This is a genomic window from Pseudoalteromonas luteoviolacea CPMOR-1 (assembly GCF_001625685.1).
Classification (GTDB): Bacteria; Pseudomonadota; Gammaproteobacteria; order Enterobacterales; family Alteromonadaceae; genus Pseudoalteromonas; species Pseudoalteromonas luteoviolacea_K.
This window is the reverse complement of record NZ_AUYC01000095.1, coordinates 104,492-131,293: the sequence shown is the minus strand read 5'-3', so window position 1 is coordinate 131,293 and position 26,802 is coordinate 104,492. Positions and strand designations below refer to the sequence as shown.

Genomic DNA, 26,802 nt, shown 5'->3' with positions numbered 1-26,802 from the left:
GCCAAAACGGCCCCTTACATTGGCCATATCCTTACTGCTTTAGACTGTTAAGGTAATCTTTGTGCCATGCTTCAGGTAGGCGATTTAGAATATCTTGCTCAGTTTCAACGATTTCAGTGAATTCATTGTCACTTTGCATGCCTAAGTCACCCACTTGAACGCCATTTGCGAATAAGCTGAATGTTTCACCCACTTTATATTGAGGATCATCCTTGCTGCGCTCTAAGCGAAGGTTATAAACATTGTCTACGAATTTAACAGTTTCTATCTTAGTTACTGACTCTGGACCATCTTGCGTGTGGATCACGTCACCAAGTTCAACTTTACTCGCCCATATTGATTTACCTGAGTTCATTACAACTGGGTGAGACTCAGTAAGTAAGAGCTCTTTACCTGAACGTGTGGTGATTTGTGTCATTGGAATTGCTTCTACACCAACAGAAATATCAGCAATTGTCAGCTGTGTATGGTTTGAAGGTGAATATTCACTCGCACCCAGTACTGTGTCGCCGATCTGTAATGATTCAATTGGCACTTGCTTGCCACCAGGTAAGGTGATCAGTGAGCCTTCCGCTAAACAGCTATAAACAATTTGCATTTGTGGGAAATTGGTAAATTCCCATGATCCTTTCTCAGGTGTTGAACCGATCACCAATGTATTTGCACGTGTTGGACGACCTGGTCTTGTCTCAATATCTGCTGCAATGTTTAATATCCAGTTCGCATCGGCATAACGTCCATATAGCGCAGCGTCACCAAATACACCTTGTGCGCGTGGGATATTCCAAGAAATTTTCGTTTTTGTGATAGTACCTACTGGGATATACTCTAGTTTGATATTGTTCGCGAAGAAGTTGGCGATATCTTGATATTGGTCACCGGCAATTTCATTGGCACCACCGCCTTCTTTGGTTTGAATAAAGATGTTTGATCCTAAATTAACGACAGCTGGTTTAGGAACAGGTTTGCCACCATTACCAACTTCAAGTTTAACGCCATTAGCCGTTTCGACAGCTTCAAGGACAGTCCAGTCAGGGCGATAAATACGCTTTACTTTACCTGTTAACGTGTACTCACCTTGGAATGGGATCTTCAATTTCAGCTGATCATTTGGTGTTGAAATTGGATAAATATTTTCATAGTCACAATCCCCATAATTACGGTTCAAGCAAATTGTGATTTTATTATCTGGTGTATTTGTTTTTGAACGCGTGTCTTTCGGGTGGTGAATAATTGGCTCTGGGCCAGCCATCACTGTAAAATCAGCGCCTTTAGCATTTGCTTTTGCATTTACAGCAGCGATTTGATCAAGCAATGTTGGTAGTGAATACTCAACGATGACGTTCTGATCTTCGACCACTTGAGTACCATTTGCATTGGTGTAGATAACGGTTACCCATGCATCAGCATAGATAGCATCAGATCCTTGTAATTTCGTTAGGATATTTTCTAGTGGTGTTGATGAAAGAATTTCTTTACGTTTTTGCTCTTCCCCTTCACCAAAAAACTCCACGTATTTTGGTAGCGTGAGGGACTCGCCTTTTTCGTTCATCAACACAATATCTAGCATTGTGTATTCAGTATTATAAGACTTAGAGTTCAATGCAGTAACGACAAGGTGTGGTTTATTTGTTCTGGTATCGGTTCTGATACTCACACCTGTGTGTATAAAGAATGAACACAGTTCTTTGTTTGCACTAGTACAGTTTGCTTGTGCCTGGTTCAAAGTCGAAGGTATAACACCGCTAACTTTTGAGTTGGCTCTTTGTTCGATCAGGTTGAATAAATGCGGTCTTGTTTTAGCATTCAGACCATGCTGCGCTAAGCGCTTAGTGAGCGCCGCATTTTTATCAATTACCTGTGCTTGAGAAAGCTCATAATTAGCTTCGCCAATAACCGGATTAATGTTATTTGCAAGTGCCAGTGTTGAAGTTGCACCTAAAGCGAGTGCAACAGAAAGACTTAATAATTTCATAGGTATGTTATTCCCTTAAAAACAGTTAAAAAGTTTTCGAGCGCATGCTCAGGCACTCACCAAACTTTGTTTGGTGAGTCCTTACTACTAAAAATTAAAAGGTTTGAGCTAGGAGTTAGATTGCTTCAACTATGAAACTGACATCCGAGACCTCGCCGTCATAGAAGTTTTTACAACCATCTGCTCTGCGACTATTCGATGGGTATTCTTCGAGTTTAGCTCTGAGCGTAAAGCGTTTTGGATCCCATGAGTATAGGTACGGTAACCTCAGAGACTGACTGACTTTGATCCGACAAGTATCATCAACATTACAGTCCAGCAAATAATTACTGCTCGAATTAGAGAAGTTTGCCTCTCGTCTCCACAGTTTCCCATCGTTATTTGAGTCTATCCAAATTGTGAAGCGCACATGATTGTCGGTGTCTTCTATCAATGTTTGGGCGGTCGATCTAGGGATGACGTTGGACAGCACATTAACCGTCAGTTCGCGTTGTTGTTTGAAAGTCACATCAGTGATATGTGAACTGTAGCCAGACGCATTCGAACCTAGTGAGCCATCGATATAGGTTAGGTTGTTCCAGTCAGTCGAGAGCGACAGCTCGTCAATATATAACGCATTTTCGGATGTCGGTATGATGCGACTGACTGAGCAAAGGTCGGAACCTGTAGGTTGCTCAGTGATGCTGATCTGCTTATTGACCGTGGCTGACTCGCCTGAACCATCCTGGTAACTCACTGTGAGCGTGACATCGTAACTTGCTGTGACATCTGGGTATTGTACGTCTGCAGGATCTCTACGGTCACTAGTTGGTGTATCAAATCCAAAGTCCCAATGATAAGCCGGGTTTCTCGTTTCATCCAGTGTCGTGGTATTGGTGAATTTAACCTTATTACCGTCTAGGATGGAATATTCAAAATCCGCTGAGATTGGAATAGCAGGCTGCTCTGTTGTCACCTTGAAGTCAACGACTTGTCCACGGCTTAAATAGCCACATGTTGTAAAGTAATCATAGCTACTCCCAATCACGACTCTTAATAGAGACTTTCCAAGGCCCACTTGGCTGTCGATATTAAATGTGATTTGACCATTGGATACGGTCGCATTTTGAGTGAGTGCTTCTTCTGCACTGTAAATGCCATCATAGTTGCTATCTAATAACACCGTAACTGACTGACCGTTCAGGTTCTGACCGACAAATAATGTGTTTTGTGTGCCACGGTTTAAAACGGCGGCATCAGCGATGACAGACTGGTAGCTTTGAGCTGTAAGTGTCAAAGGTGTCTCGTTTAAACTTACGTTTGTAGAAAATAAAGTATTGGGCTGATTAATGGTCGGTGCACAACTGTCATATGCTTTACTAAAATAGTGTCGACCTGCATAAAGCTGCGAGTTGTTATGTTTAGTCACCGTGAGCTCAAATAAATTGAGCGCGTCGATTGCTACAGACTGTCTACGTGCTAAATATGGCTGGATGGCTTGTGCGCTATGACTAGACCATGAGTCAGAGGTACCATCTCCCCACTTGATATCAATGCGTGCGATTTCGTTGGCGGGGATAGAGGTTAAATCGAACGCAATTTCGTCATACTGCGCAAAGACATCTAAGTCGAATGTAGACTTATTGGAATTTTGTGCCACTAAACCGACAGACACCAAAACCGTATCTACATCCTCTTCAGCTTGTGCAGCTGTGCGGCTTTCATTGAAATTTGATGCTTGAGAAAGCAAACAGAATGAGGCATCAGCAAGGCTGGCATTACTTGGTAGGCAGTCAACATTGGCCTTAATAAACAGCTTGAATGCTTCTTCTACAGTCCAGTTTTTGGATTTAACCAATTCATAAAATGCCTTTCTAAATAGGCCTGCGATATTATAGTGCGACTCACCTGGTGTAAGCATGGAAAGGTGATCTAACCCTTTTCCATCAGCTGAAGGCAGTGCAAAATGTCGACCTGCGACGTCTGAATAAAACACATCCCACGCATACCACCACTTTCTATCTTTTAAAGCATTGCTATTGTCAGATGTTTGGTTTAAATATGCCTGTGAGGTTGTATAGCTGCCACTCACGCCTGTTTGAAGATAGCTTAGTGCAGCAATACTTGCTATGTCTGAGAATGCTTCATTGAATGCGCCCGCTTCACCATTGCCACCAAGACCGCTGTTCCAGTAGGTTATCGCATGCGCAGACTCGTGTGCGACAAGACTTAAAGTCGTATGGGAGTAACTCGTTGCGCCACCATCACCGGTGCCGTAATTCGTATAGATATCATCCCAAAAGGCTTGTGCTGATCCTAATGAGTCGTTGCTCACACGTTGCATTAACTGCTTGATACAATAGCCTGAATAACTGCAGTCATTATTGAGTGTTGGGTAAAGATCTGAGAATAGCTTATGGTAATACTGCATGACTAAGCCGCCATAAAAATGGGCGTCGTTTAGTCCCGAGTAGCTAAAGTTATTCCAATAAAAGTCATCTATTTGCGTTTTATTAAAGTGTTCTGTGCTGGTGCTGCAATCAAAAGAAAATGCGGCTTCCTGATCGACTGGATAGTCAATTGTTTTAACATATTGATTCTCAAAGAAGCATTGATTACCGACTTTTTTGACAATAAATGGGTAACCGCCAAAATCACTGAAAATGAGCGGGCTATTTACGGTCGTATCTTCAAAAATCAGCTCTGTACTCGCAGTAGTATATTGATCAAATTGATAGGCAACACAATTTGTCATACTGGATGGGCTTGGTGAGTAGCAAATCGCGCCGAGTTTTTCATTGCCTCCAATGCCACCTGCCGCAACATACTCAGTATTTGCGGGCGTGAATTTATCAACGCCACTTTTCTTATCTAATACTTGTAAAGTGCTGGCATTTAATAGTTGATCTTCGATTCTATCTTTATATTTAACGCGAACTGAAAATGCTGGGATCAGGTTGCCTTTCCAAGCTTTATATACTTTTGAGAAGGAGAAGCTTTCAAAATCTTCTGTTTTCAACACCGATTCAAGCTGTGTTTTGATACGTTTTTCATCAAGTTGAAAAATAACATCGTCAATAAACTGAGTTGATTTATCTAACGAAAGGACTTGACCTAAACCTTGGATTATCTCGCCATTATTTTTAACGAGAACAAATTGCCCACCTACAACTGGGTAACCATTAAAGTAAGATTGGTAATGCTCATACTTTGTTTTGCTACCTTTCACTTTGACAAGGCGGTGCTCTAATGCGCCTGACGTATTTTTAGTTTTTGGGGCGCTTACATTTTGTGCAGTAAAATAAGTGGGTTTGAGCACAGGACTGGAGATCGGTGAACCCCACAAGTGCTCCTGATTGATGATAGGTTTTAATTCAGCTGCTTGAATGCTGCTTGCACCTATCAAAGATAGACTTACCATCCCCAATGCGAAGGGGAAACCACCAATGCGCATTTTAATCTCCTTGTATGAATTTAATGCGTAAAATGCCAAACAGTCATTTTCCGTTAAGCTTTAAAAACATCAAAAGCCGTTTCCTTTTGGCATTCTAAGTTGTCTATTAATTGAACTGTTTTAGATGCTAAAGTAAAAGCTCGAAGAAGTAAATAAAAGTTTATTAAAAAAATATCATGTATATAAAGTGTTAAATTATATTTAAATTTGGTACTATGCAAAGGAATGTGACTTGTGTAGGTATGGAAGTAAATAAGCGCGTTTGTTAGCCAATTTTCATTATACCTATTGGTCATTAGATTTGTAATTAATACCTATGTATTAGTAATTGCGTTATTGCGTTACTGCTGATGGGGTTGTGTGTTATATATACACTAGGCATCAGCTAATATACTTAAATTTGAAAATTGGAATTGATTCATGGATTGGAAAATAAGGAATGTGTGGGCAGTTTTATGTTGTTTAAGTTCCCCGTTGGTTTTGGCAAATGATAGCTCGGGATACTTTTGGGACTTTGGAGATGGCACAGTTTCCTATCTCGCTGAGCCAGAGCATCAGTATGAAGCTGCTGGAATTTATACTGTTAAAAGGGAAGTGTATCAAAATGGTGTTCTGGTCGACAAAAGCGAGAAAGTGGTTGATTTAGTCACCCCAAAGATTGTTGAACTGGATATTACCTTACCTCAATCAATCACTGAAAAAGAGCAAACTCAGCTTACTGCAAAGTTCATTACAAGCGAGCCCTTGGAGGCGATTCGATACCAATGGTATGTAGATGAACAGTCACTGGGTGATGCATTAAGTGATCCCGTAATAACGCACGTGTTCAGTGATGCGGGCACTTATGTAGTGACATTGAATGTGCTGTGGGAGCAGACGACTGTGCGATCATTTGAAGTTAACGTCGTTGTTGAAGAGCAAAATGATAATACAGACCCTGATAATGGAGGTAAGGACCCAGGTGACGGTGGTACGGACCCAGGTGATGGTGGCACGGACCCAGATGACGGTAAAAGTGAGACACCGAATAAAAGCCCTGATCAAAGTGATGGGGGAGGGAGTTGGGGCATCGTGAGTCTGTTGGGATTATTATTTTTAGCTATACGTAGACGAAGATAAACCATAAAAAGCCGCCTTTTTTGGCGGTTTTTTTACACTTAATATTTAATTTAGCCTTGAGCAAAATTTGTAGTAACACATAGGGTAAATTGCTTATCGAATGCATTATATATTCTACTTTGTGTTTTTTTGGGGTTTTTTTGTTTTTTAATCTGGGGGTTTTTTGGTTTTAATTGAAATTTTTATGCTTGCTTTGCTGTTTTTAGGCATGTTAAAACATAATTAATACATCAACAGGTACGATTGCTCACAATGGAAAACATCACGTTACTGACAACTTTGCTTAACCTCTTACTGATTAATTTAGATAAGGGCGGGGCTTAGTTGCGTTTATGAGCAACCAAATAGCAAACCCCGCCAACGAGCGGGGTTTTTTATTTTGCGCGAGCGAGGAAATAGGAATGCAGGACAAGGTTTGGATTTTTGACACAACATTAAGAGATGGAGAGCAAGCACTTAAAGCGAGCTTGACAGAAGAAGACAAGATTCAGCTGGCACACACCATTAGTCGACTGAATGTTGATGTGATGGAAGTGGGTTTCCCGGTATCGAGTCCTGCTGATTTTCGGGCTGTTCAGCGTATCGCACATGAGGTCAAAGGGCCTGTGATATGCGGCCTAGCGCGTGCAATGCCAAAAGACATTGATGCGTGTGGGTTAGCATTGCAAGGGGCGCAAAGACCTCGTATTCATACCTTTATCGCGACGAGCCCGCTGCATTTAGAGCATAAATTACGTAAATCGTTAGATGATGTTATTGAGATGGCAGAGCGTTCGATCAGACAAGCTTTAAAGTATACCGATGATGTTGAGTTTTCCTGTGAGGATGCTGGTCGTACGCCATACGCAGATTTATGTAAAGTGGTTGAGCGTGCCATAAATGCCGGTGCTACAACGATTAATATTCCCGACACAGTGGGTTACACCACGCCTGATGAGTTTTCAGCCATTATCCACCATTTGCGCAACAACGTGCCAAATATTGATAAAGCAAGACTGAGTGTACATTGTCACAATGACCTGGGTTTAGCCGTGTCCAATTCAATTGCAGCTGTGCAAGCAGGGGCAAGACAAATTGAGTGCACTATCAATGGAATTGGGGAGCGTGCGGGTAACTGCTCGTTGGAAGAAGTGGCGATGATCATGAAAATGCGAGCAGACCATTTGAAAGTCCATACGGATATTCGCAGTGAAGAAATTTATCGTGCTTCTCGCCAAGTCGCGACCATTTGCAATATGCCAGTACAGCCAAATAAAGCCATTGTGGGCGAGAATGCGTTTGCACACAGTTCTGGTATTCACCAAGACGGCGTTCTAAAAGCGCAAAATACCTATGAAATTATGGCTCCAGAAATGGTGGGTGTACCTAATAATCAACTGAATATGACCTCACGTTCTGGTCGACACGTCATTGAACACCGTCTATCTGAATTGGGTTATCAAGCTGAAGATTATGATATGGACCAGCTGTATCGCAGCTTTTTGGAGCTGGCGGATCAGAAAGGTACGGTATATGACTACGACTTAGAAGCCATGATTTACTTTAACAAACTCGCAGAACAAGATGAGTTTTATCAGTTGCAGTTTGTCAACGCGTCTTCTAATTCTCAATCCATTGCCAGTGCGACGGTGGGTATGAGCCTTGGTGGTGAACTCATTCAGGAGGCGGCGACAGGCAATGGCCCAGTCGAAGCAGCATTTTTAGCGATTGAGCGGATCACTGGTCAAGCTGTGGAGATGATTGAATATAACCTTGATGCCACAGGCCAAGGGGCTAACTCACTTGGTCAGGTCAATATTATTGCGAAATATGATGGTCGTCAGTATCACGGTGCAGGTCTTGCTGCAGATGTCGTTGAAGCATCTGCCAGAGCAATGATCCGCGTTTACAACTTAATTGATAGGGCGCGAAAAGTGTCAGATCTTAAACAACAAAGGAAAGCAGGATGAGTCAAAAAAGTTACCAAGTTGCGGTATTGGCAGGTGATGGCATAGGTCCAGAAGTCATGACAGCCGCCCAGCAAGTGCTTGAGCGTGTTAGCGAAGAGTTTGCGTTTAAATTAAATTTGGTTCATCAAGCCATTGGTGGTGCTGCAATCGATGAATTTGGTGAAGCACTGCCAGCTCATACACTCTCAGCGTGCGAGCAAGCGGATGCGATTTTATTTGGCTCTGTTGGTGGACCTAAATGGGCCGATTTACCACCAGAAAAACAGCCCGAGCGCGCTTCCTTATTGCCGCTCAGAAAACACTTTGGTTTATTTTGTAACCTTAGGCCCGCACAGCTTTTACCTGCTCTGAGCGCCGCGTCTCCACTGCGAGAAGACATCAGTGCACAAGGGTTTGATATTTTGTGTGTACGAGAGCTGACAGGCGGCATCTACTTTGGTGAAAAGGGCCGCCAAGGCAGTGGTGACAGTGAATTTGCTTTCGATACGCAAAAATATAGCCGCAAAGAAATCGAGCGTATTGCACGGTTTGCCTTTGATGCAGCGCGTTTACGTCGTAACCATGTGACATCGGTTGATAAATCGAATGTACTCGCTTCGAGTGTGTTATGGCGTGAAGTGGTGATTGAAGTAAGCCAAGAGTATCCAGACGTGACGCTTGAGCATATTTATATAGACAATGCGGCAATGCAGTTGGTGAAGCAACCGGGTCAGTTTGATGTGCTGTTATGTGACAATCTATTTGGCGATATATTGTCTGATGAATGCGCCATGATCACCGGCTCTATGGGGTTATTACCGTCAGCGAGTTTAAATCAGTCAGGGTTTGGTTTGTATGAACCTGCTGGTGGCTCGGCCCCCGATATTGCAGGAAAGGGCATTGCAAACCCCATTGCGCAAATTTTAAGTGCGGCATTAATGCTGCGTTACTCACTGGGTGAAGATGAAGCGGCCAGACGCATTGAAAAAGCTGTGGCAGAGGCTGTAGCACAAGGGGTGGGTACGCCAGACATCTATCCACAGGCTGGGTACACCACGCAAGATGTTGCCCAAGCGATTGTTGATCGTATTTAAGATTCGTTTTTAAAGGAAGGATGTAGCAAGTGGCACAGACTTTATACGATAAAATTTGGCAATCTCATGTGGTTGCACAAATTAATGAGCAGACTGATTTACTGTATATCGATAGGCATTTAGTGCATGAGGTGACGTCTCCGCAAGCATTTGCTGGCCTGAGAGAGAAAAACCGTCCAGTACGTTGTCCAGAAAAAACCTTTGCGACCATGGATCATAACGTATCTACCAAAAGTCGCTCAATTGATGCGGCCAGTGAAGTGAGTAAAAATCAGCTTCAAGCACTGGCAATTAATTGTGCTGAATTTGGTGTTCAGCTTTATGACTTAGAGTCGATCAATCAGGGTATTGTCCATGTGATGGGCCCTGAGCAAGGGATCACATTACCCGGGACAACCATAGTATGTGGTGACAGTCATACTTCGACCCATGGTGCTTTTGGGGCATTAGCACATGGGATTGGTACCTCTGAGGTTGAGCATGTGTTGGCAACGCAAACACTGCAACAGAAAAAAGCCAAGGCGCTTAAAATCCAGATCAATGGATTGCTTCGCCCTACAGTGACTGCAAAAGACCTAATTATGGCCGTGATCGGCGAGCTCGGTACGGCAGGCGGCACTGGCTATGTTGCTGAGTTCTGCGGCACTGCTATCGAAGCCTTGTCGATGGAATCACGTATGACGTTATGTAATATGAGTATAGAGATGGGGGCAAAAGCAGGGCTGATCGCACCAGATGACATAACCTATGCGTATCTAGAGGGGCGTCCTTTTGCGCCGAAAGGTGAAGACTTCAAGCACGCTGTTGCCTACTGGAAAACGCTACATTCGGATGAAGGTGCGCAATTTGATCGTGTGGTTGAAATGGCGGCGGAAGACATTCAGCCTCAGGTGACGTGGGGCACAAGCCCTGAACAAGTAATTGGTATTGATGAGCCCATTCCAAATCCTGATGAAGAGCAAGATTTGATCAAAGCAGATTCCATGCGTTCGGCACTGCGTTATATGGGGCTTGAAGCTGGTCAGAGGTTATCAGATGCCACTGTTGATACTGTATTCATTGGCTCTTGTACCAATAGCCGTATTGAAGACCTACGTGCCGCAGCAAAAATTGTCGAAGGTAAGCAAGTGGCGCACGGCGTCGAAGCGTTGATAGTACCCGGTTCTGGTTTAGTCAAACAGCAGGCTGAGCAAGAAGGGTTAGCTGATATATTTATCGCGGCAGGTTTTGAGTGGCGTGAGCCTGGGTGCTCTATGTGCTTGGCGATGAATGACGACAGGTTGGGTTCGGGTAAGCGCTGTGCATCCACTTCAAATCGTAATTTTGAAGGACGTCAAGGCCGTGGTGGACGTACTCACTTGGTCAGTCCCGCAATGGCGGCGGCGGCGGCAATCGCAGGCCGATTTACTGATATTCGAGGAGCGCAGAGATGAGTAAATATCACAGTGGATTAATGGCGCCATTAGATAAAAATAATGTCGACACAGACCAGATTATTCCTAAACAATTTCTCACGTCAACAAGTCGAGATGGCTTTGATAAAGCGCTGTTTTATGATTGGAGATATTTAGACAACGGCGAGTCTGATCCAGAATTTGCGCTAAATTTTGAACGTTATCAAGGCGCGACTGTATTATTGACCCGTGATAATTTTGGCTGTGGTTCATCTCGTGAGCATGCCCCTTGGGCACTCAAGCAATATGGCTTTAGTGTCATCTTGGCAGAGAGTTTCGCAGATATCTTTTTCAATAACTGTGGCAACAATCAGATGCTTTGCATTGCACTGCCAGCAGAGATACTGGATGATTTGTTTGCTGTGTGTGACGCGCATCCACAGGTACATATTGAAATTGATCTAGAAAAACAGGTGATCTGTAGTGAGCATTTTGCGGATATTTCTTTCGAGGTTCGCTCAGATATTAAAGCAAGGCTACTCAGTGGCTTAGACTTTATCGGAGAGACTGAGCAACTGAATCACCATATCGATGCCTTTGAACACCAATTAAAGTCAGCAAGACCGTGGCAGTGATCAGATAGATTTCTGGCTAACCATCGCATTTTTTTGCCATTATGCCAAAGGCGTTTTAGTCTTTGGCTTTTCATATTTAGGAACATATCGATGAATAAGTTTTCAGCTTCTCTGTTGGCTGCTGCAACGGTGTTTGCCAGTAGCGCCGCTTTTGCCCGTCCTGCTCCGCTTGTATCTATCCCAACTCATGATGCTTTTTTTGACAAAATCAAAGCGCATTGTGGCAAGGCATATGAAGGCAAGGTGACTGTTGATAATCAGGGTCCAAGTGCATTTAGCGAAGAAAGGCTGGTAATGCATGTTCGTCGTTGTAACGAGCGTGAGCTTCAAGTCCCGTTTCACGTAGGTAAAGATGCGTCACGTACTTGGATCATTACTAAAACAGGTAGCGGTTTGAGCCTGAAACACGACCACCGTCATAAAGATGGCAGTGATGATAAATCGACTATGTATGGTGGTCACACGGTCGATGCAGGTTTTGACAATGTGCAATCATTCCCAGCGGATCAATATTCTAAAGAACTATTTATTGCACATGCTATTCCTCAATCGATGGGGAACACTTGGCAAATGTTTATCTATGATGACAAATTTACGTATCGTTTGGTGCGTGAAGGGCGTGAGTTTAGAGTCGACTTTGATTTAACGAAGCCGGTGAAAGCACCTAAAGCGCCTTGGGGATATAAAGACTAATTTGCTTTGATGAACCAGCACTTTATCGCTGAGTGCTGGTTTTTAACGCACGATTTATTTCCTTTACACACTTCACATCTGCTCTCAGATCCGGTTGATAAGGGCGGGGATAAAGCGGTAAACGGTCAAATTTTTGTACGCCACCATGCAATAATATTTGGGGTTGAGCGCCACGGCATAGGGTTTGACTGTGGCGCAGTAAAAAAATGCTTTGTTGTGAAAAGTGCTCGTAAGAATCGGCTTTTATCTGCAAATAGTAGTGGTCATCGTTATACTTAATTTGTTCGTAATGGATTTGGTGGTCAAAATCATAGTACTTTTCAGCAATTCCTATCTTATTTGGTGTGAAGCTACATGCACTGAGTAAGCCAAGTGACGTTAATATCAGCACTTTTACAGTGATTTTGTTGATAAGTGTTGTGCGAGATTGCATGCTTACTTAGCACCATTGAAAAGGGTATCTGTCTGTTAATTGTATCAAAAGGGGCGACAATTGTTAGAACGTATACGATTATTTTTGGCTAAATTAGACGCTCAGCCTCAGCAAGAGGCTCCAGTAGATTTTGCGACAGCATTAGGTGCGTTGATGGTAGAGGTGATGAGGGCAGATAATGAGATTGCGCCTGATGAGTTAAAGATGATAACTCAGTTGTTGCAGCAGCATTGTCAGTTATCGGCGCATAGCAGTGACCTTATTTTTAGTAAGGCACAGCAGTTAGTCGATGAAGCGATTGATTTGCACCGTTTTGTTAAAGTTGTCAATGACAATACCAGTGAAGAAGCGCGCATTGAAGTGATTGAGTTATTGTGGATGGTTGCATTTGCAGATGGCAAATTAGATCCTCAGGAAGATTACACCGTTCGCAAGTTAGCGGGGCTGATGTACGTATCTCATGGCGACTTTATCGCCGCCAAGCTTAATGTAAAAGGTATTTTGGGTTTACCTGATTAGTGCGCTACAACAGCGCCAGCCTGCAATTCATTTTGACATGATTGAATGGCTTCTTTGATCATAAAATTCACTAATGTTGGTGAAATATGGTACATCTTGGCGATTTCTTTTTGTTTTAAGCGCCCATCTCGATAAAAGCTCACTACATTTTGATGGCGTTTAGACAGCTTGCCGATGGTGCTATTTACTTTGTCAGACAACTGCGCGTCAATATATCTTTCTTCAATATTTGAGCTTTCATCGTCGAATTGTTCTGTTTGGATTGATTCTAAATCAACTAAAGATTCGCGGTTTTGTTTTCGGATCATATCAATGGCGATATTTCTAGCAACTTGATAGCAATAGCTTTTGGTGTTTTTAACCTGACAATCTTGACACTTTGACATTCCTGATAAGCGTAAAAACGTATCTTGTAAGGCGTCCTCGGCCAGATATGGGCAGCGTAGGATATTATTCAAATAAGCCAGTAATTTTGCTTCATTCTCAGCAATCACCTTAGACCACTTGTTGCACAGCTGCACTGTCATTTACTCCTATTTGTCCTAAAAGTTAATCCGTAATAGATAATGCGAATTATTATCACTATTATGTTATTTTGATCTTCTATTAACAGTCAAGTGTTTTGTTTGGTTTTGCTAATTAAACGCAAATTAACCTTGAGTTAAAAACAGGTCCTTTTTCGCAACCTTAATTGCTCATTTTGCAATAAATATTCTTGTTATTTTCTTTGGTTTTTTGCGGTTTGTATCGTCTTGAGTGCACGGGTTTAAATTTTTAACAGTGTTTAAGAACTTAAGGAAAGTTATGAAGTTAAAATCTACATTAGTACCTATTTTGGCTGCTTGCGCCTTATCTGGTGTCCATATTGGCGCAGAGGCAAGCACAGCGTCTGTGAATTTGAATGAAGATGTTAAGATCACGCGTACCGAACATGGTATTCCGCATATTCAGGCGAAATCTTTATTCGGTTTAGGATATGGCAATGCGTATGCGCAGGCACAAGATCATGCATGTATTTTGGCAGATGGTTATGTGCGTGTTAAAGGCGAACGTGCCAAGTATCTTGGGCCACATAAAAACGGTCAAGATAACTTTTTTGTGAGCCTAGATTTAGGCTATAAAATTATTGACTTACGCGGTCGAGTTGAGCGTGAATATGCTAATCTTTCAGCAGATACACGAGCACTAGCAGAGGGTTTTGCTGCGGGCTATAACCAGTACCTACAAGATGTCAATCTGGGCAAAGCGACGCTGGCACCGGCATGTGACGGCAAAGCGTGGGTTAAGCCGATTGAAGGTGTTGATGTCGTTGCATCTGTGTTAGCGTCTGCGGTTCAAAACAGCATAGGCCGTTTACTGGTACAAATTCTTCAAGCAAATCCAGGTACAGGCACTGAATGGCTACCTGTGATTGCGAAACAAGAGAGTGAAGCGTCACAGCCTTGGTTAATGGCAAGCAATACGGACTATAAACCAAAGCAACTTACACAGGGCTCGAACGGTTGGGCATTAGGTCATGAAGTGACTGACAATGGCCGCGGTTTATTACTTGCAAACCCACATTTCCCATTTAATGGTAACCTGAGGTTTTGGGCTAACCACGCCAGTGTAGAAGGCGACTTTAGCACCATGGGGGCGTCAGTGGTGGGTGTACCAGGAATTGTGAATATCGGTTTTAACCAAAACATTGCTTGGACACATACCTACTCAGCAGCACGTCATGAAGTCATCTATCAGCTTGAGTTAAACCCTACAAACCCGCTGCAATATAAATTTGATGGCCAATGGCAAGATATTGAGAAAAAGCAGGTTAATGTTGACGTGCTGACGCCGATGGGCGTGATCACCATGAAGAAAGACTACTTCACGACGCCAATTGGTTATGTGCTTGAAGATCAGAAAAACTTCAAGTGGGATGACAAAAATGCCTATGTTGTACGCGATACCAATCTAAATAACTTAGAAGGGATTGATCATTGGTTGGCTATGAACCGTGCCAATAACCTAGACGAGTTCATCGATACCTTTAAAACGTTAGATGGGTTGGCGTTTAACAATACCCTTGTGGCAGACAACCAAGGTGAAGTGTTCTATATCGATGATTCTAACGTGCCTGATTTACCTGCAATGGGTGAAGAGTTGTTGCGTTCACATCCAGTGATTTCACAAGTGTATAAAAATACACGTATGGCTGTCTTACCGGGCACCAGCAGTGCATTGGTCTACCAGCAAGAAGTTCCCTATGAGCGCGCACCAAAGTTACGTCGTCAAGATTACGTGCAAAATGCTAATAATTCATACTGGCTGACGAACCTAAATGAAAAACTGACCGGCTACTCGCCACTGTATGGCCACACTGATTATAAGCAAACACGTCGTACTCGCTACAACTTAAACTTATTGCGTTTTGCTCGTGGTGCAGATGGTAAGTTTGATCGTCATGAACTAGAAAGCATCGTCACAGGCACCAGTGCGTCGTTTGAGCTGTACAAACCAACGGTAATGGCTGCGTGTGCATTGTATGCAGGCCAAACGCTTAAAGTCACTGACACCTTAAGTATGCCTGTCGACCCTGCATGTCGTGCTTTTGCAAAGTGGGATGGTAAATTTAATGCAAACTCTGTGTCTGCACCGCTTGCAAAGGAGTTCTTCAGCTTATTGGAAGATGAAAATTTACTGGTGCAGTTTAACCCAGTATTTCCTGCTGTGACGCCAAGTATCGTCAAAGCGGACAAGGCAACCTTGGTTAAGCTATTGGCTGCAAGTAAGCACCTTGAAAATGCAGGCTTTGCCATTGATGCACCATTGGGCGAGTTACAGTATTTACAAAAGGGTGATCGACGTATCCCTTGGCCTGGTGCTGAGCACAATAGTGGTGGTTTTAACATCTACTCGACAACCAATGCGATGGATCTGACTTCGTTTGCACCGCAACTGGCGCCGCCTTTAAAAGAAGTATTAAACGAAAACTGGACAGTGAGCACCGGTTTGAGCACGGACGGCTATCCAATCAACTATGGTTCTAGCTGGATGATGGTGGTCGGCTTCGATCAGCATGGTCCGCAAGCCCGTGGTCTATTGACTTACTCGCAGAGTAATAATCCAAATTCACCACACTTTTCTGATGCCAGCGAGCACTATGCAGCAGGTAAGGGATTGATTGATTTGCCGTACACAGATGCACAGATCAAGCAAAACAAAGTCAGTGAAATCACACTTAGCGTGAAAAAAGACTAAAAATCCTAGACTGTCGCGCGTCACAGTGGCGACAGTCTAATTTTTGGAAAAATGTGATGAGCTTTGACAACGAAAATGGCACTTTTAAAGTAATCATTAACCACGAAGAACAATACTCTTTATGGCCGAGTTACAAGACGATACCCGGTGGCTGGCAAGACACCGGTGTGAGTGGCGATAAAGCAACTTGCCTTGAACATATCAAAACCCATTGGACTGATATGCGCCCGTTAAGTTTACGCCAGGCCATGGCGCAATAGATCAGGCCAATAAGTGAGAGTGAGTCAGATAGTCAGTGATATAGGCGAGGCCAAGCACTGACATTATAGACTCAACTATCACGTCACATTGCGATCAGGCGGACCCCGCCATACAACACTCAATTACTTAAGCGCATTAAGCATTCTCTTTACATAGTGTGAGCGGTAAAAGCACCAAACACGATGCGCATTGCTAGTTATATCTCATGGAGTAAATCATGAACGCCATTACCATCATGGATCATTTAGCGCAGCATGTTGCGCAGCAGCCAGACAAAACGGCGCTGGTATGTGTTGATAAAAAAGCACACACACCATGGAGCTATGGAGAGCTGTATGCACAGAGCTTAATGGTGGCCAGTCATTTAAAAAATCACGTTGTGGCAGGCGACAGAGCGCTGATCTTGATGGATACCGGCATTGAGTACGTGACCAGCTTTTTAGCTTGTCAGTATTTAGGTGTGACCGCTATTCCGAGCTTTCCACCAGAATCGACCAAAGCCCAGCATATTGCCCGTACTGTGGGCATTGCGGAAGACTCAGAAGCAGCACTTGTGCTAACAACAGCACGTTATACTGCTACAGTCGAGGCATTGGTTGAGCAAGTCCATGGCAGTAAAATGCTGGTGATTGACGAGTTTTGTGAGCAAATTGAAGACGTTGAGCGCTACTGTGCTAAAAGTGATGACATTGCATTTTTACAATATACCTCAGGTTCAACGGCCAAACCCAAAGGGGTGATGGTGAGTCATGGCAACTTGATTGCCAATGAAAAAGCCATTGCTGAGGGGCTAGAGAACAGTCGCGATGATATCATAGTGAGCTGGTTGCCGCTGTTCCATGACATGGGCTTGATTGGCGGGTTATTACAACCGATATATACCGGTTTTAAATTGATCTTGTGTTCACCGCGTTACTTTATGGAACGCCCAGCGCGCTGGCTACAGCTGATTTCCCAATATCGTGCCACCATCAGTGGCGGCCCTGATTTTTCTTATCGTCTGTGTATTGAGCGCATTAAAGACAAGCAAATTGCAGACATTGACTTGAGCAGTTTACGGGTGTTTTTCTCCGGCGCAGAGCCCATTCGTCACGACACTTTACTGAACTTTGCCGACAAATATGCAGCGCAAGGTTTCGATAGTAACGCGCTTTACCCCTGTTATGGCCTTGCCGAAGGCACTTTGTTTGTGACTGGCAGTATTCCTGCACAGGGTGCGGTTATTAAGGCATTTGATAATCAAGCCTTGGCATCGGGTAAAGCAGTGTATCAGCAGGTTGCTGATACGCGTGATACTGAAGAATATGGCCATCAGGTTGGGTGCGGCATATCGGCTAGTGAACATCAGGTGCGTATTACTTGTTCTTCGAGCTTTGATGAAGTTGCAGAGGGCGGCATTGGTGAGATCTGGGCCAGCGGCCCAAGCATTGCACTTGGGTATTGGCGCAATGATAAAGCGACACAAGAGACATTTGTTGAGCATGCTGGCAAGCGTTGGCTGAGGACGGGAGACGTTGGGTACATACATGATGGTCAACTGTACATCTCTGGTCGGCAAAAAGATTTGATCATCATGAATGGTCACAATGTCTATCCACAAGATATTGAGCGCGCAATTGAAGGCGCCATCAGCTTTGTGCGTCAAGGCCGCGTCTCGGCATTTCCGGTACCAAGCGAAGAAAGCGGTGAAGGCATAGGTATTGCCATTGAAACCGCCAATGTGTACCGCAATGAGGTGCCAGCGCAACAAAGCGCAAAAATTATCAGAGATTTTATCATTGAGCAATTTGGTCATTGCCCTGAATTGGTGGTGTTATTAGACCAAGGCGGATTACCAAAAACCTCCAGCGGTAAATTACAGCGCAGCGCGTGCATGAAATTACTCAATGAGGATAAGCTGGCGACCTACGGGGTTTTTAACCTCGCTCAATTACAGCAGCTATCCATCAGTCATGGTGGTGAAGACCAGCAAGACTGGGATACCCTCACACATACCTTGGCTGAGTTGTGGCAAGAAGTCCTTCGCTATCCAGTGAACAGCAATGATGCCGATTTTTTTGCCTTAGGTGGCAGCTCAATTAAGGCCGCTTTGCTACTGGCAAAAGTACAAGAGACATGTGAGTGCCAAATTGATCCGACAGCGGTATTTGCCGCGCATAAATTTACTGATTTTTGTCAGCTAGTACGAGAGAGTATTAATACCAAAGCACATCAAGTGGCGATCCCTACATTGGCCCAAACCGCTTATCCACTGAGCGCACAACAACAAAGACAATTGTTCTTATGGCAACTTGAGCCTACGAGTAGTGCATATCATATTGGTGCTAGCTTAACGTTGCTTGGGGACGTCATCGACACGCACTTACAAACTGCGCTTAAACAGGTGTTAGAGCAACAAGGCGCCTTGCGACATGCGTATGTGAAAGATCAAGACGGGCAGTGGCAGCAGCGCTTAACCGAGCAGCAGTTGAACTGGCAGTCGCTTGATGTGACGACGCAGTCTGACGCGGATATTGTCGCATGGGTAGAGACATTTTATCAGCAACCATTTGCGCTGGAACAAGGCGAAAACTTCAGAGCTGCATTGTTAAAACGCGCAGAGGGACGCTTTGAGCTGGTACTGGTGATGCACCATATCGCCAGTGATGCGTGGAGTTTTGACCTTCTCCTTGCGGATATTAGTCGCACTTATCAGTTGCTTGCTGAGGGTAAGACGTTAACTCACGTACCGCAGACGATTAATTATGGTGACTTCGCCGCTTGGCAGCAGCAGTGGCTATCCAGTGCCGATGCGCACAGCCAGCTCTCGTATTGGCAGCAATTGTTGCAAGGCAGTGATGATGAAGAGCTACTCACGCCGCAACATATCAGGCAGCCTAATGGCCCTGCGCCGATGCAAAGTCAAACACTGCAATTGTCTTATCAAGAAGTTGAACAGCTTCAAGCGCTTGCGCATCGCCATGGCGCAAGTTTATTCATGTTATTGCTCAGTAGCTTGCAGGTGTTTTTCTATCGCTATGCTGGCAAACGTACGCCGCGCATTGGCGTGCCGGTAGCGAATCGCCGCTATTGCGAGTTACATTCTTTGGTGGGCTTTTTCATCAATACTCTGGTTCAGCGCAATACATTGTCTGCACAGCAAAGCTTTGTTGAGGTGTTAGCGGCAACCAAAGAGCAGGTGATTGCAGCACAAAAAAATCAGGATTTACCGTTTGAAAAATTAGTTGAAGCACTCAACCCAGACCGTAGCGTAGGGCAAAATCCGCTATTTCAAGTGATGTTTAACCACCTTGAGCAGGATGTACAGCAGGCGCTTGATCTACCGAGTGTTGCGGTGGATAAAGTCGCGGCACTGCAATCGCAAGCTCAGTTTGATTTGAGCATAGACTCGCGTCTGTTAAATGATGGTGCCTTATTGTTGGAGTTCCAATATAACGCAGCCCTATTTGATGCCGAATATATGCAATCGGTGGTGCTTGCCTTCAATACTTTATTACGCAATGCGGTGGCTGAGCCGACGACAGCGATAGGCAATTTAGCAACCCATACGGAAAAAACACAGGCGATCGCGCAAGGTCATGGCACTGTGGTGACATTACCGGATACACCTTGGTTAGATGCTATCAGTGAGATTGCGCATACTGAGCCTACGCGCACGGCGGTGATTTATAACGATCAGCACTACAGTTATGAGTGGCTTGAGCAGACTTCAAACCGCCTAGCTCATGGTTTAGTGGCAAAAGGCTTGAGCACGGAATCTGTAGTCGGTGTGATGCAAAGCAGAAAGCCACTGATGCTGGCCAGTACGTTGGCATGTCTTAAAGCCGGTGCGGCTTATTTGCCGCTCGATAAGCAATTTCCTGCGGATAAGTTGCAGCATATGCTCATTGACAGTGGCTGCCAAGCCATACTCAGTGATGACACCGAACTGACGGTATCATTTGATGGCATGTTATTGTCGCCACAAACCCTCTTGGGTGAGCAGCATCTCAATACGGGTGTGCCAGCAGTCACACGCCATTGTCAGCAAACCGCATACCTCAATTATACGTCCGGCTCGACAGGTAAAGCCAAAGGCGTTGCCATTGAGTTAGGTGCATTGTCTCGCTACATCGAATCGGCAAAGCAGTTTATCAACTTGCAAGCGGATGATGTCGTGCTGCAATTTGCCACGGCGAACTTTGATGCGTTTGTTGAACAGCTCTTCCCAACCTGGGCAGTCGGCGCTGCGGTATTACTGCGCGGCGATGCCTTGTGGGATGCTGATACCCTTTATCAACAGGCACAAAAGCATGATGTTGCGGTAATGGATTTAAGCGCTGTGTATTGGCGCAGTATCAGCGCCAGTTGGGCTCGCAAAGCACAACAAGCCGCGCTTGCATTACCTAAATTAAGACAAGTTCACTCAGGCGGAGAAGCCATGTCTGTGGCGGGTATTCAAGATTGGCAAAATACTGGCTTGTCGCAGGTACGATTACTTAACACCTATGGTCCGACTGAAATCGTGGTCGAAGCCGCAATCCACCCTTGCCAAGATTTTGCTACTCATGGCCAAGAGAGTCAGTCAGTACCTCTGGGTCATGCCTTGGCCGGACGTAAGTTGTATATCCTTGATGATAACTTGGAGATAGTCCCCCATGGTCAAGTGGGTCAGTTGTTTGTAGGCGGTGATATTTTAGCGCGTGGCTACTGGGCACAGCCTGAAATGACGGCGACACGTTTTATTGCGGATCCATTTAGCCATGATGGCGCGCGTATGTATGCCACTGGTGATATGGTCAGCTGGCAAGGCGATGCCTTGATGTACCACGGGCGTAACGACCATCAGGTAAAAATTCGTGGTTTTCGTGTTGAGCTAGGTGAAATTGAGCAGCACTTGAGCCAATTACCTGATGTTGACATGGCGGTTGTGGTGACGGAGCAGCAAGCGCATGGGCTGGGTTTAATTGCTTACATTCAAAGTGGTAAATACAGCGATGCAGGATTTGCCGATAAGTTAAAAAGGGCGCTGGCTGAGCGCATGCCCGCATACATGGTGCCTGGCGATATTCTGGTGCTGGAAACACTGCCGGTGAACGCCAGCGGCAAGTTGGAGCGCAAACAGCTGCCTAAAATTGAGCGTGTGGTTAAAGCCGTAGAGCTTGCGCAAAACGACACCGAACGCGCGATTGCCGAGATCTGGCAAAAACATCTCAAAACTCCAGATATCGATCGACACGCTAACTTCTTTGATGTTGGCGGGCACTCGCTATTACTGATGGCGGTGTATGAAGAGCTGAAACTTCAGTATCCAAATTTACAAATGACAGAGTTGTTTGCGCATCCAAGTATTGCCAGCTTGGCGACACTACTTGGTGGTGCGCAGTCAAACACAGCTCCTGTTTCACCTAAAAAACCAAGTGGCGCGAAACAAAAACGCGGCATGGGCGCGATTGCCGCGCGTAAAAGAAAAGCAAGAGAATCTTAATCATGTCAGAGAATAATTATAGCGAATTAGATATTGCCATCGTCGGTATGGCTGGCCGTTTTCCAGATGCCGATGATGTAGATCAACTTTGGCAAAATGTCAGAGATGGTCACTGCTCCGTCAAAACATTTGATGACAACAGCTTAAAGGCGGCGGGTGTCAGCGATGAAGATCTTGCCCATCCGGATTACATTAAACGCGGTATTCCTTTTGCGGGGATGGCGCAATTTGACGCGGCATTTTTTGGCTATACCCCCAAAGAAGCGGCGCAGCTTGACCCACAGCAACGGGTATTTTTGCAAACCTGTTGGCATGCCTTAGAGCATGCTGGGATTGCCACCGACACCAGTAATTTTACCGGTGTATTTGCCGGTTGTGGTGTGACTGCGTATTTATTGCAAAACTTATTGGGTGATTCACAGCAAGATATCACCAGTTTGCTGGCGCTGACCAATGGTAACGATAAAGATTCATTGGCCACGCGCATCAGCTATGAGCTGGATTTAACGGGCCCGGCGGTGAGCGTGCAGACAGCATGTTCGACGTCTTTGGTGGCAGTGCACATGGCGTGTCGCTCACTGCAAAACTATGAATGCGACTCGGCCCTTGCTGGTGGCGTATGGTTAAACTTAAATAACGAGCAAGGTTATCATGCGCCAACTGGCGGCAGTTTATCACCCTCTGGCCAACTGAGCGCATTTGGTGAGCAAGCGGATGGTATCTTGATTGGTAGCGGCAGCGCCGCTGTGGTGCTTAAGCGTGTGGAAGATGCTATTGAAGCGGGCGATCATATACTGGCTGTGATCAAAGGATCTGCAATAAACAACGATGGTAAAGAGAAGGTGGGCTACACCGCACCGAGTGTCACTGGACAAGCAAATGCCATTGAAGCAGCGCTGGAATTTGCCGATATTGAGCCAAGTTCAGTGGGTTATATTGAAACCCATGGCACGGGCACAACCTTAGGCGACCCGATCGAAATCGCTGCGCTAAGCCGCGCCTATGGTGAGTGTGACAAGCAGCAAATTGCCATCGGTTCCATTAAAGCTAATATTGGTCATCTTGACTCAGCGGCGGGTGTAACCGGTTTGATTAAAGCGGTGCAGGCACTGCGCCACAAAACGCTACCACCCAGTTTGCATAGTGACCCATTGAATAGCAAAATCGATTTTGCGAATAGCCCATTTTATGTCAACACCACATTGACCCCATGGGAAAGTGACTCAGTGCGCCGAGCGGCGGTGAGTTCACTGGGGATGGGCGGCACTAACGCCCATGTGATTTTAGAAGAATACACAGCAAATGAGACGCAGCACAGTCATACGGCACCTTGGCACATTTTACCTGTGTCTGCGAACTCGCAGTCAGCACTGGAAACCCAGCGCCAAGCGCTGGCTATCAAATTACAGCAAAATCCAGATTCTTTAGCACTTATCGCAGCACAATCGCAGCATAGCCGTACCGCTCAGGCTGTGCGTCATGCCCTAGTAGTAGACAGCGCAGAGCAGGCGCAGCAACTGCTAGTCCGAGATGTCTCGGGTGATAAAGTGGGCGCTGCGCAAGTGGCGCTGATGTTTTCAGGACAAGGGTCCCAGTATGTGACCATGGCTAAGCCTTTGCTTGAACATATGCCTGAATTTAAAGTCCAGTTTGATGATGTCATCGCTTTATTTGATAACACCTTGCAAGATGAATTACGCCGCGTCTTTACCCCCAACGATGATGAGCTTTTAGCAGCCAACCAGTTGCTAGGTCAAACGCGTGTGACTCAGCCTGCTTTATTTGTCGTCGCCTATGCGATGGCTAAATGCTATCAAGCCCATGGCATACAGATTGAAGCCATGCTTGGCCATAGTATTGGTGAATATGTGGCTGCATGTCTCAGTGAAGTGATGAGCTTAGACACCGCTGTGAAATTGGTGACGGCCCGCGGCGAAGCGCTACAAAAAATGGCACCGGGTGCCATGTTATCTGTGATGAGCGATGCGCCAAGTTTACAGCCGTATTTAAATGCACAACTGGATATCGCAGCGTGTAATAGCCCGACTAATACTGTTGTGGCGGGGTCTAAAGAAGCCATCAAGACGCTGCAAACTGAGCTCAAAGCCGCCGATATCAGCGTTACGCGCTTGCATGTGTCGCACGCTTTCCACAGCCATTTGACTGAGCCTGTGTTGGGTGAATTTGCTGACGTATTAAATACTGTGCAGTTGAATGCACCGCAAATACCATTTGTGTCCAACGTAACAGGGACTTGGATCACGCCAGAGCAAGCGACTTCAACACAGTATTGGCTAGACCATATTCGCCAAGCCGTGAATTTTGTTGATGGCGTGAAAACTCTGTCAGCTAAGTGCAATGTGCTCGTTGAGGCAGGCCCTGGCGATACGCTACAAAAGTTGGCCAAGCAATCGATTGAAGGTGACATTACGGTACTCAATTCCATTGCCCATGCGCGCGATTTAAAAGCGCCTATTCCACCTTGTGTGAAAACGCTGGCAAAACTGTGGCAATCGGGTGTGGCGATAGATTGGTCTGTGGTGTCATCTAATCCACATGGGTTAGAGATGGCATTTCCAGCATATCAGTTTGATAGCACAGAATATTGGGTTGATGCGACACACAACACAACACCAGTGACGACACAAACTGATAGCGCAGGTCCTGAATTATTAGCGCCAGTTTGGCAGCAGCAATTGCATACAACTTCTGCGCTTAGTCAGTTCAACAGCGAAAAGGTACTCGTAATTGCGACAGATGCGCCAATATTGTCACAGTTGACCACTGAACTCAGTACAAAAGGCGCTGAAGTGATCTTGGCATGGCAGGGGGATGAATTTGTCTCGCTGGAACAAGGTCAATATCGTTTGGATTGCCAAGATGCCAATCAATTAACAGCACTTTTTGAGCAGCATCGCTTTACGCGCATTGTGGATTGTCGTTTGCTTGATGAATCAGGATGTGGTTATCAGCAGTTATTACCGCTGGCCAAATGGCTATTGAGTCAGGGCACACAGCAGTGGACAGTGGTGGCCAGTGAATTATTCAGCGTGTTAGGTGATGAGCAAATATCGGCGGACAAAGCCACAGCGCTTGGAATAACGCGGGTGATTGGCATGGAGCAAACAGCCATTGATTGCCAGCTACGAGAAATCACCACCGCGCAGCGCGATAGCGCTCAGTCACACATTGCCGCGCAGCTGGTTGCAGATATGGCCAATGAAGCAAAAGAAATTGCTTATCGAGGTCGCCAGCGCTTTGTCTTCACTGAACAAGTTTTGCCGCAAACAGAGATTGCGTCGAGTACTACTTCGTCGTCACCTGTGACCTTTATCACAGGGGGTCTTGGCGGAGTGGGTTTAGTGTTAGCTAAGTTATTGGCTGCACAAGGCCATGCTTTGATGTTGCAAACTCGTGCAGAATTCCCTAACAGCGAGCAGTGGCCTACGTTGCTCAACGATGAGCACACAGACAGCAAGTTGGCAGGCCAGATCCAAGCACTGCAGTCACTGCAAGCAACGGGTGCGCGCGTTGCTGTGGTTACTGCCGATGTGCTGGATATTGCGAGTCTGAATGTCGCCATCAGTCATGCAGAGCAATCGCTGGGTCGTATTACTCAGGTGATCCACGCAGCTGGCTTACCGGGTGGAGGCATGTTAGCTCAAATGACCACCGAGCAAGCGTCGCACAGCATGGCAGCGAAAACCCGCGGTACAGATAATCTATTAGCTGCGTTTAAATCACATCAGCTAGAACGGATGATTTTATGCTCATCTTTGGCATCGGTTTTGGGGGCCTTGGGTCAGAGTGATTACTGTGCTGCCAACAGTTACCTTGATGCGGTGGCGATGCAGCCACAGCCATTTTTGGTGCAATCGGTGAATTGGGATGCCTGGGCAAATATCGGCATGGCAGCGGGTCACAGTGTCGGTGAAGACTTTGGTATTGATGAGTTGGCGGCCAAAACCTTATTGGATGGTATTAGCCAATCGCAGGCGCCGCAAATTTATGCCGCAAGCCTGTCTTGGCAGGCCCGTGCAGATAAGGTGGCAGAGCTGACAGAAAAATTAATGCAGGCAAAATCTCCTGCGCCAAAAGGGCACAAACGTCCAGATCTTGATACTGAGTTTGAAGCCCCAGAAAGCGAGCTTGAACTGCAATTGGCAGCAATTTGGAGTGAGTTCTTAGGCTTTGACGAAATTGGTATTTTCGATAATTTGTTTGAGCTTGGCGGCGACTCGCTGATAGCCATACAAATGTTGGCCAAGGTCAAACAGCAGTTTGCCGTTGAGATAGAGCCAGCTACCTTTTTTGAAGATCCCAATTTAGACAATCTGACTTTCTTAATAGAAGAGCAGTTGCTGAGCGAATAGAGGCTGATTTGAAAGCTCTGTGACTATTTTTTTGGGAGGCCAAATTGGCCTCCCACTTTATTTTTTTCCTCTCCCAACGTCTAGCTGGCATTAAGGGCAAATTTACCGACACATCCAAGCAAAACGCGATGTAATCACCACAACCCAAACAACCTAATATAAGTAACAGCAATGCAGCAAAGATGCCTTGTTTGAGTTGCTGTGTATGGGGGTGAGTGTCATGTGGTAGCGAGCCAAAATC

At 45.3% G+C, this 26,802-nt stretch carries 15 protein-coding genes; 11 read left to right on the top strand and 4 right to left on the bottom strand.

The window, feature by feature from the left end:
* Positions 1-31 precede the first annotated feature (31 nt).
* Both N473_RS25260 and N473_RS25255 read right to left on the bottom strand, forming a co-directional pair.
* Complete coding sequence (locus tag N473_RS25260) at positions 32-1,975, bottom strand: Hint domain-containing protein (protein WP_063370352.1); 1,944 nt, start codon at positions 1,973-1,975, stop codon at positions 32-34.
* A gap of 115 nt (positions 1,976-2,090) precedes the next feature.
* Positions 2,091-5,408, bottom strand: a complete 3,318-nt coding sequence (locus N473_RS25255; RefSeq protein ID WP_063370351.1) for a GEVED domain-containing protein — start codon at positions 5,406-5,408, stop codon at positions 2,091-2,093.
* A 420-nt stretch (positions 5,409-5,828) separates the two neighbouring features.
* Between N473_RS25255 and N473_RS25250 the strand changes: the two genes are divergently transcribed.
* From N473_RS25250 to N473_RS25225, 6 genes are all read left to right on the top strand, one after another.
* Positions 5,829-6,527, top strand: a complete 699-nt coding sequence (locus tag N473_RS25250; protein WP_063370350.1) for a PKD domain-containing protein — start codon at positions 5,829-5,831, stop codon at positions 6,525-6,527.
* Positions 6,528-6,928: 401 nt separating this feature from the next.
* Positions 6,929-8,476, top strand: a complete 1,548-nt coding sequence (gene leuA, locus N473_RS25245) for a 2-isopropylmalate synthase (protein ID WP_063370349.1) — start codon at positions 6,929-6,931, stop codon at positions 8,474-8,476.
* The gene (gene leuB, locus N473_RS25240; protein ID WP_063370348.1) at positions 8,473-9,549 is read left to right on the top strand and encodes a 3-isopropylmalate dehydrogenase; all 1,077 of its coding nucleotides are present in this window, start codon (positions 8,473-8,475) and stop codon (positions 9,547-9,549) included. Before leuA ends, leuB begins: the two co-directional genes overlap by 4 nt.
* Before the next feature lie 29 nt (positions 9,550-9,578).
* On the top strand, positions 9,579-10,982 hold the full coding sequence (leuC, locus tag N473_RS25235) for a 3-isopropylmalate dehydratase large subunit (protein WP_063370347.1): 1,404 nt from the start codon (positions 9,579-9,581) through the stop codon (positions 10,980-10,982).
* Positions 10,979-11,578 carry a 3-isopropylmalate dehydratase small subunit gene (gene leuD / locus N473_RS25230; RefSeq protein WP_063370346.1) on the top strand — a complete coding sequence of 200 codons (600 nt, stop codon included), beginning with the start codon at positions 10,979-10,981 and terminating at the stop codon, positions 11,576-11,578. Before leuC ends, leuD begins: the two co-directional genes overlap by 4 nt.
* Before the next feature lie 90 nt (positions 11,579-11,668).
* On the top strand, positions 11,669-12,271 hold the full coding sequence (locus N473_RS25225) for a hypothetical protein (RefSeq protein WP_063370345.1): 603 nt from the start codon (positions 11,669-11,671) through the stop codon (positions 12,269-12,271).
* A 22-nt stretch (positions 12,272-12,293) separates the two neighbouring features.
* Here the strand turns inward: N473_RS25225 and N473_RS25220 are convergent, their stop codons facing one another.
* Entirely contained in the window at positions 12,294-12,704 is a 411-nt protein-coding gene (locus N473_RS25220) for a hypothetical protein (RefSeq protein WP_063370344.1), read from the bottom strand.
* A gap of 60 nt (positions 12,705-12,764) precedes the next feature.
* On the opposite strand from N473_RS25220, the gene N473_RS25215 reads away from it, so the two are divergent.
* Positions 12,765-13,223 (top strand): TerB family tellurite resistance protein, encoded by a 459-nt coding sequence (locus tag N473_RS25215; RefSeq protein WP_063370343.1) that lies wholly within the window; start codon positions 12,765-12,767, stop codon positions 13,221-13,223.
* On the opposite strand, the gene N473_RS25210 is transcribed toward N473_RS25215, so the two are convergent.
* Positions 13,220-13,750, bottom strand: coding sequence for an RNA polymerase sigma factor (locus N473_RS25210; RefSeq protein WP_039611506.1), 531 nt, complete (start codon positions 13,748-13,750; stop codon positions 13,220-13,222). The two genes, N473_RS25215 and N473_RS25210, sit on opposite strands and share 4 nt — an antisense overlap.
* Positions 13,751-14,027: 277 nt before the next feature.
* Here N473_RS25210 and N473_RS25205 point away from each other — a divergent pair, with 277 nt between their 5' ends.
* The 4 genes from N473_RS25205 to N473_RS25190 all read left to right on the top strand — a co-directional run bounded on the left by N473_RS25205 (position 14,028) and on the right by N473_RS25190 (position 26,561).
* Positions 14,028-16,460, top strand: a complete 2,433-nt coding sequence (locus tag N473_RS25205; RefSeq protein WP_063370342.1) for a penicillin acylase family protein — start codon at positions 14,028-14,030, stop codon at positions 16,458-16,460.
* A 56-nt stretch (positions 16,461-16,516) separates the two neighbouring features.
* Complete coding sequence (locus N473_RS25200) at positions 16,517-16,720, top strand: MbtH family protein (RefSeq protein ID WP_039611504.1); 204 nt, start codon at positions 16,517-16,519, stop codon at positions 16,718-16,720.
* Positions 16,721-16,938: 218 nt separating this feature from the next.
* Positions 16,939-22,188 carry a non-ribosomal peptide synthetase gene (locus tag N473_RS25195; protein ID WP_063370341.1) on the top strand — a complete coding sequence of 1,750 codons (5,250 nt, stop codon included), beginning with the start codon at positions 16,939-16,941 and terminating at the stop codon, positions 22,186-22,188.
* 2 nt (positions 22,189-22,190) lie between these two features.
* Positions 22,191-26,561: a type I polyketide synthase gene (locus N473_RS25190; RefSeq protein WP_063370340.1), complete on the top strand. Its 4,371-nt coding sequence runs from the start codon at positions 22,191-22,193 to the stop codon at positions 26,559-26,561.
* Positions 26,562-26,802 lie beyond the last annotated feature (241 nt).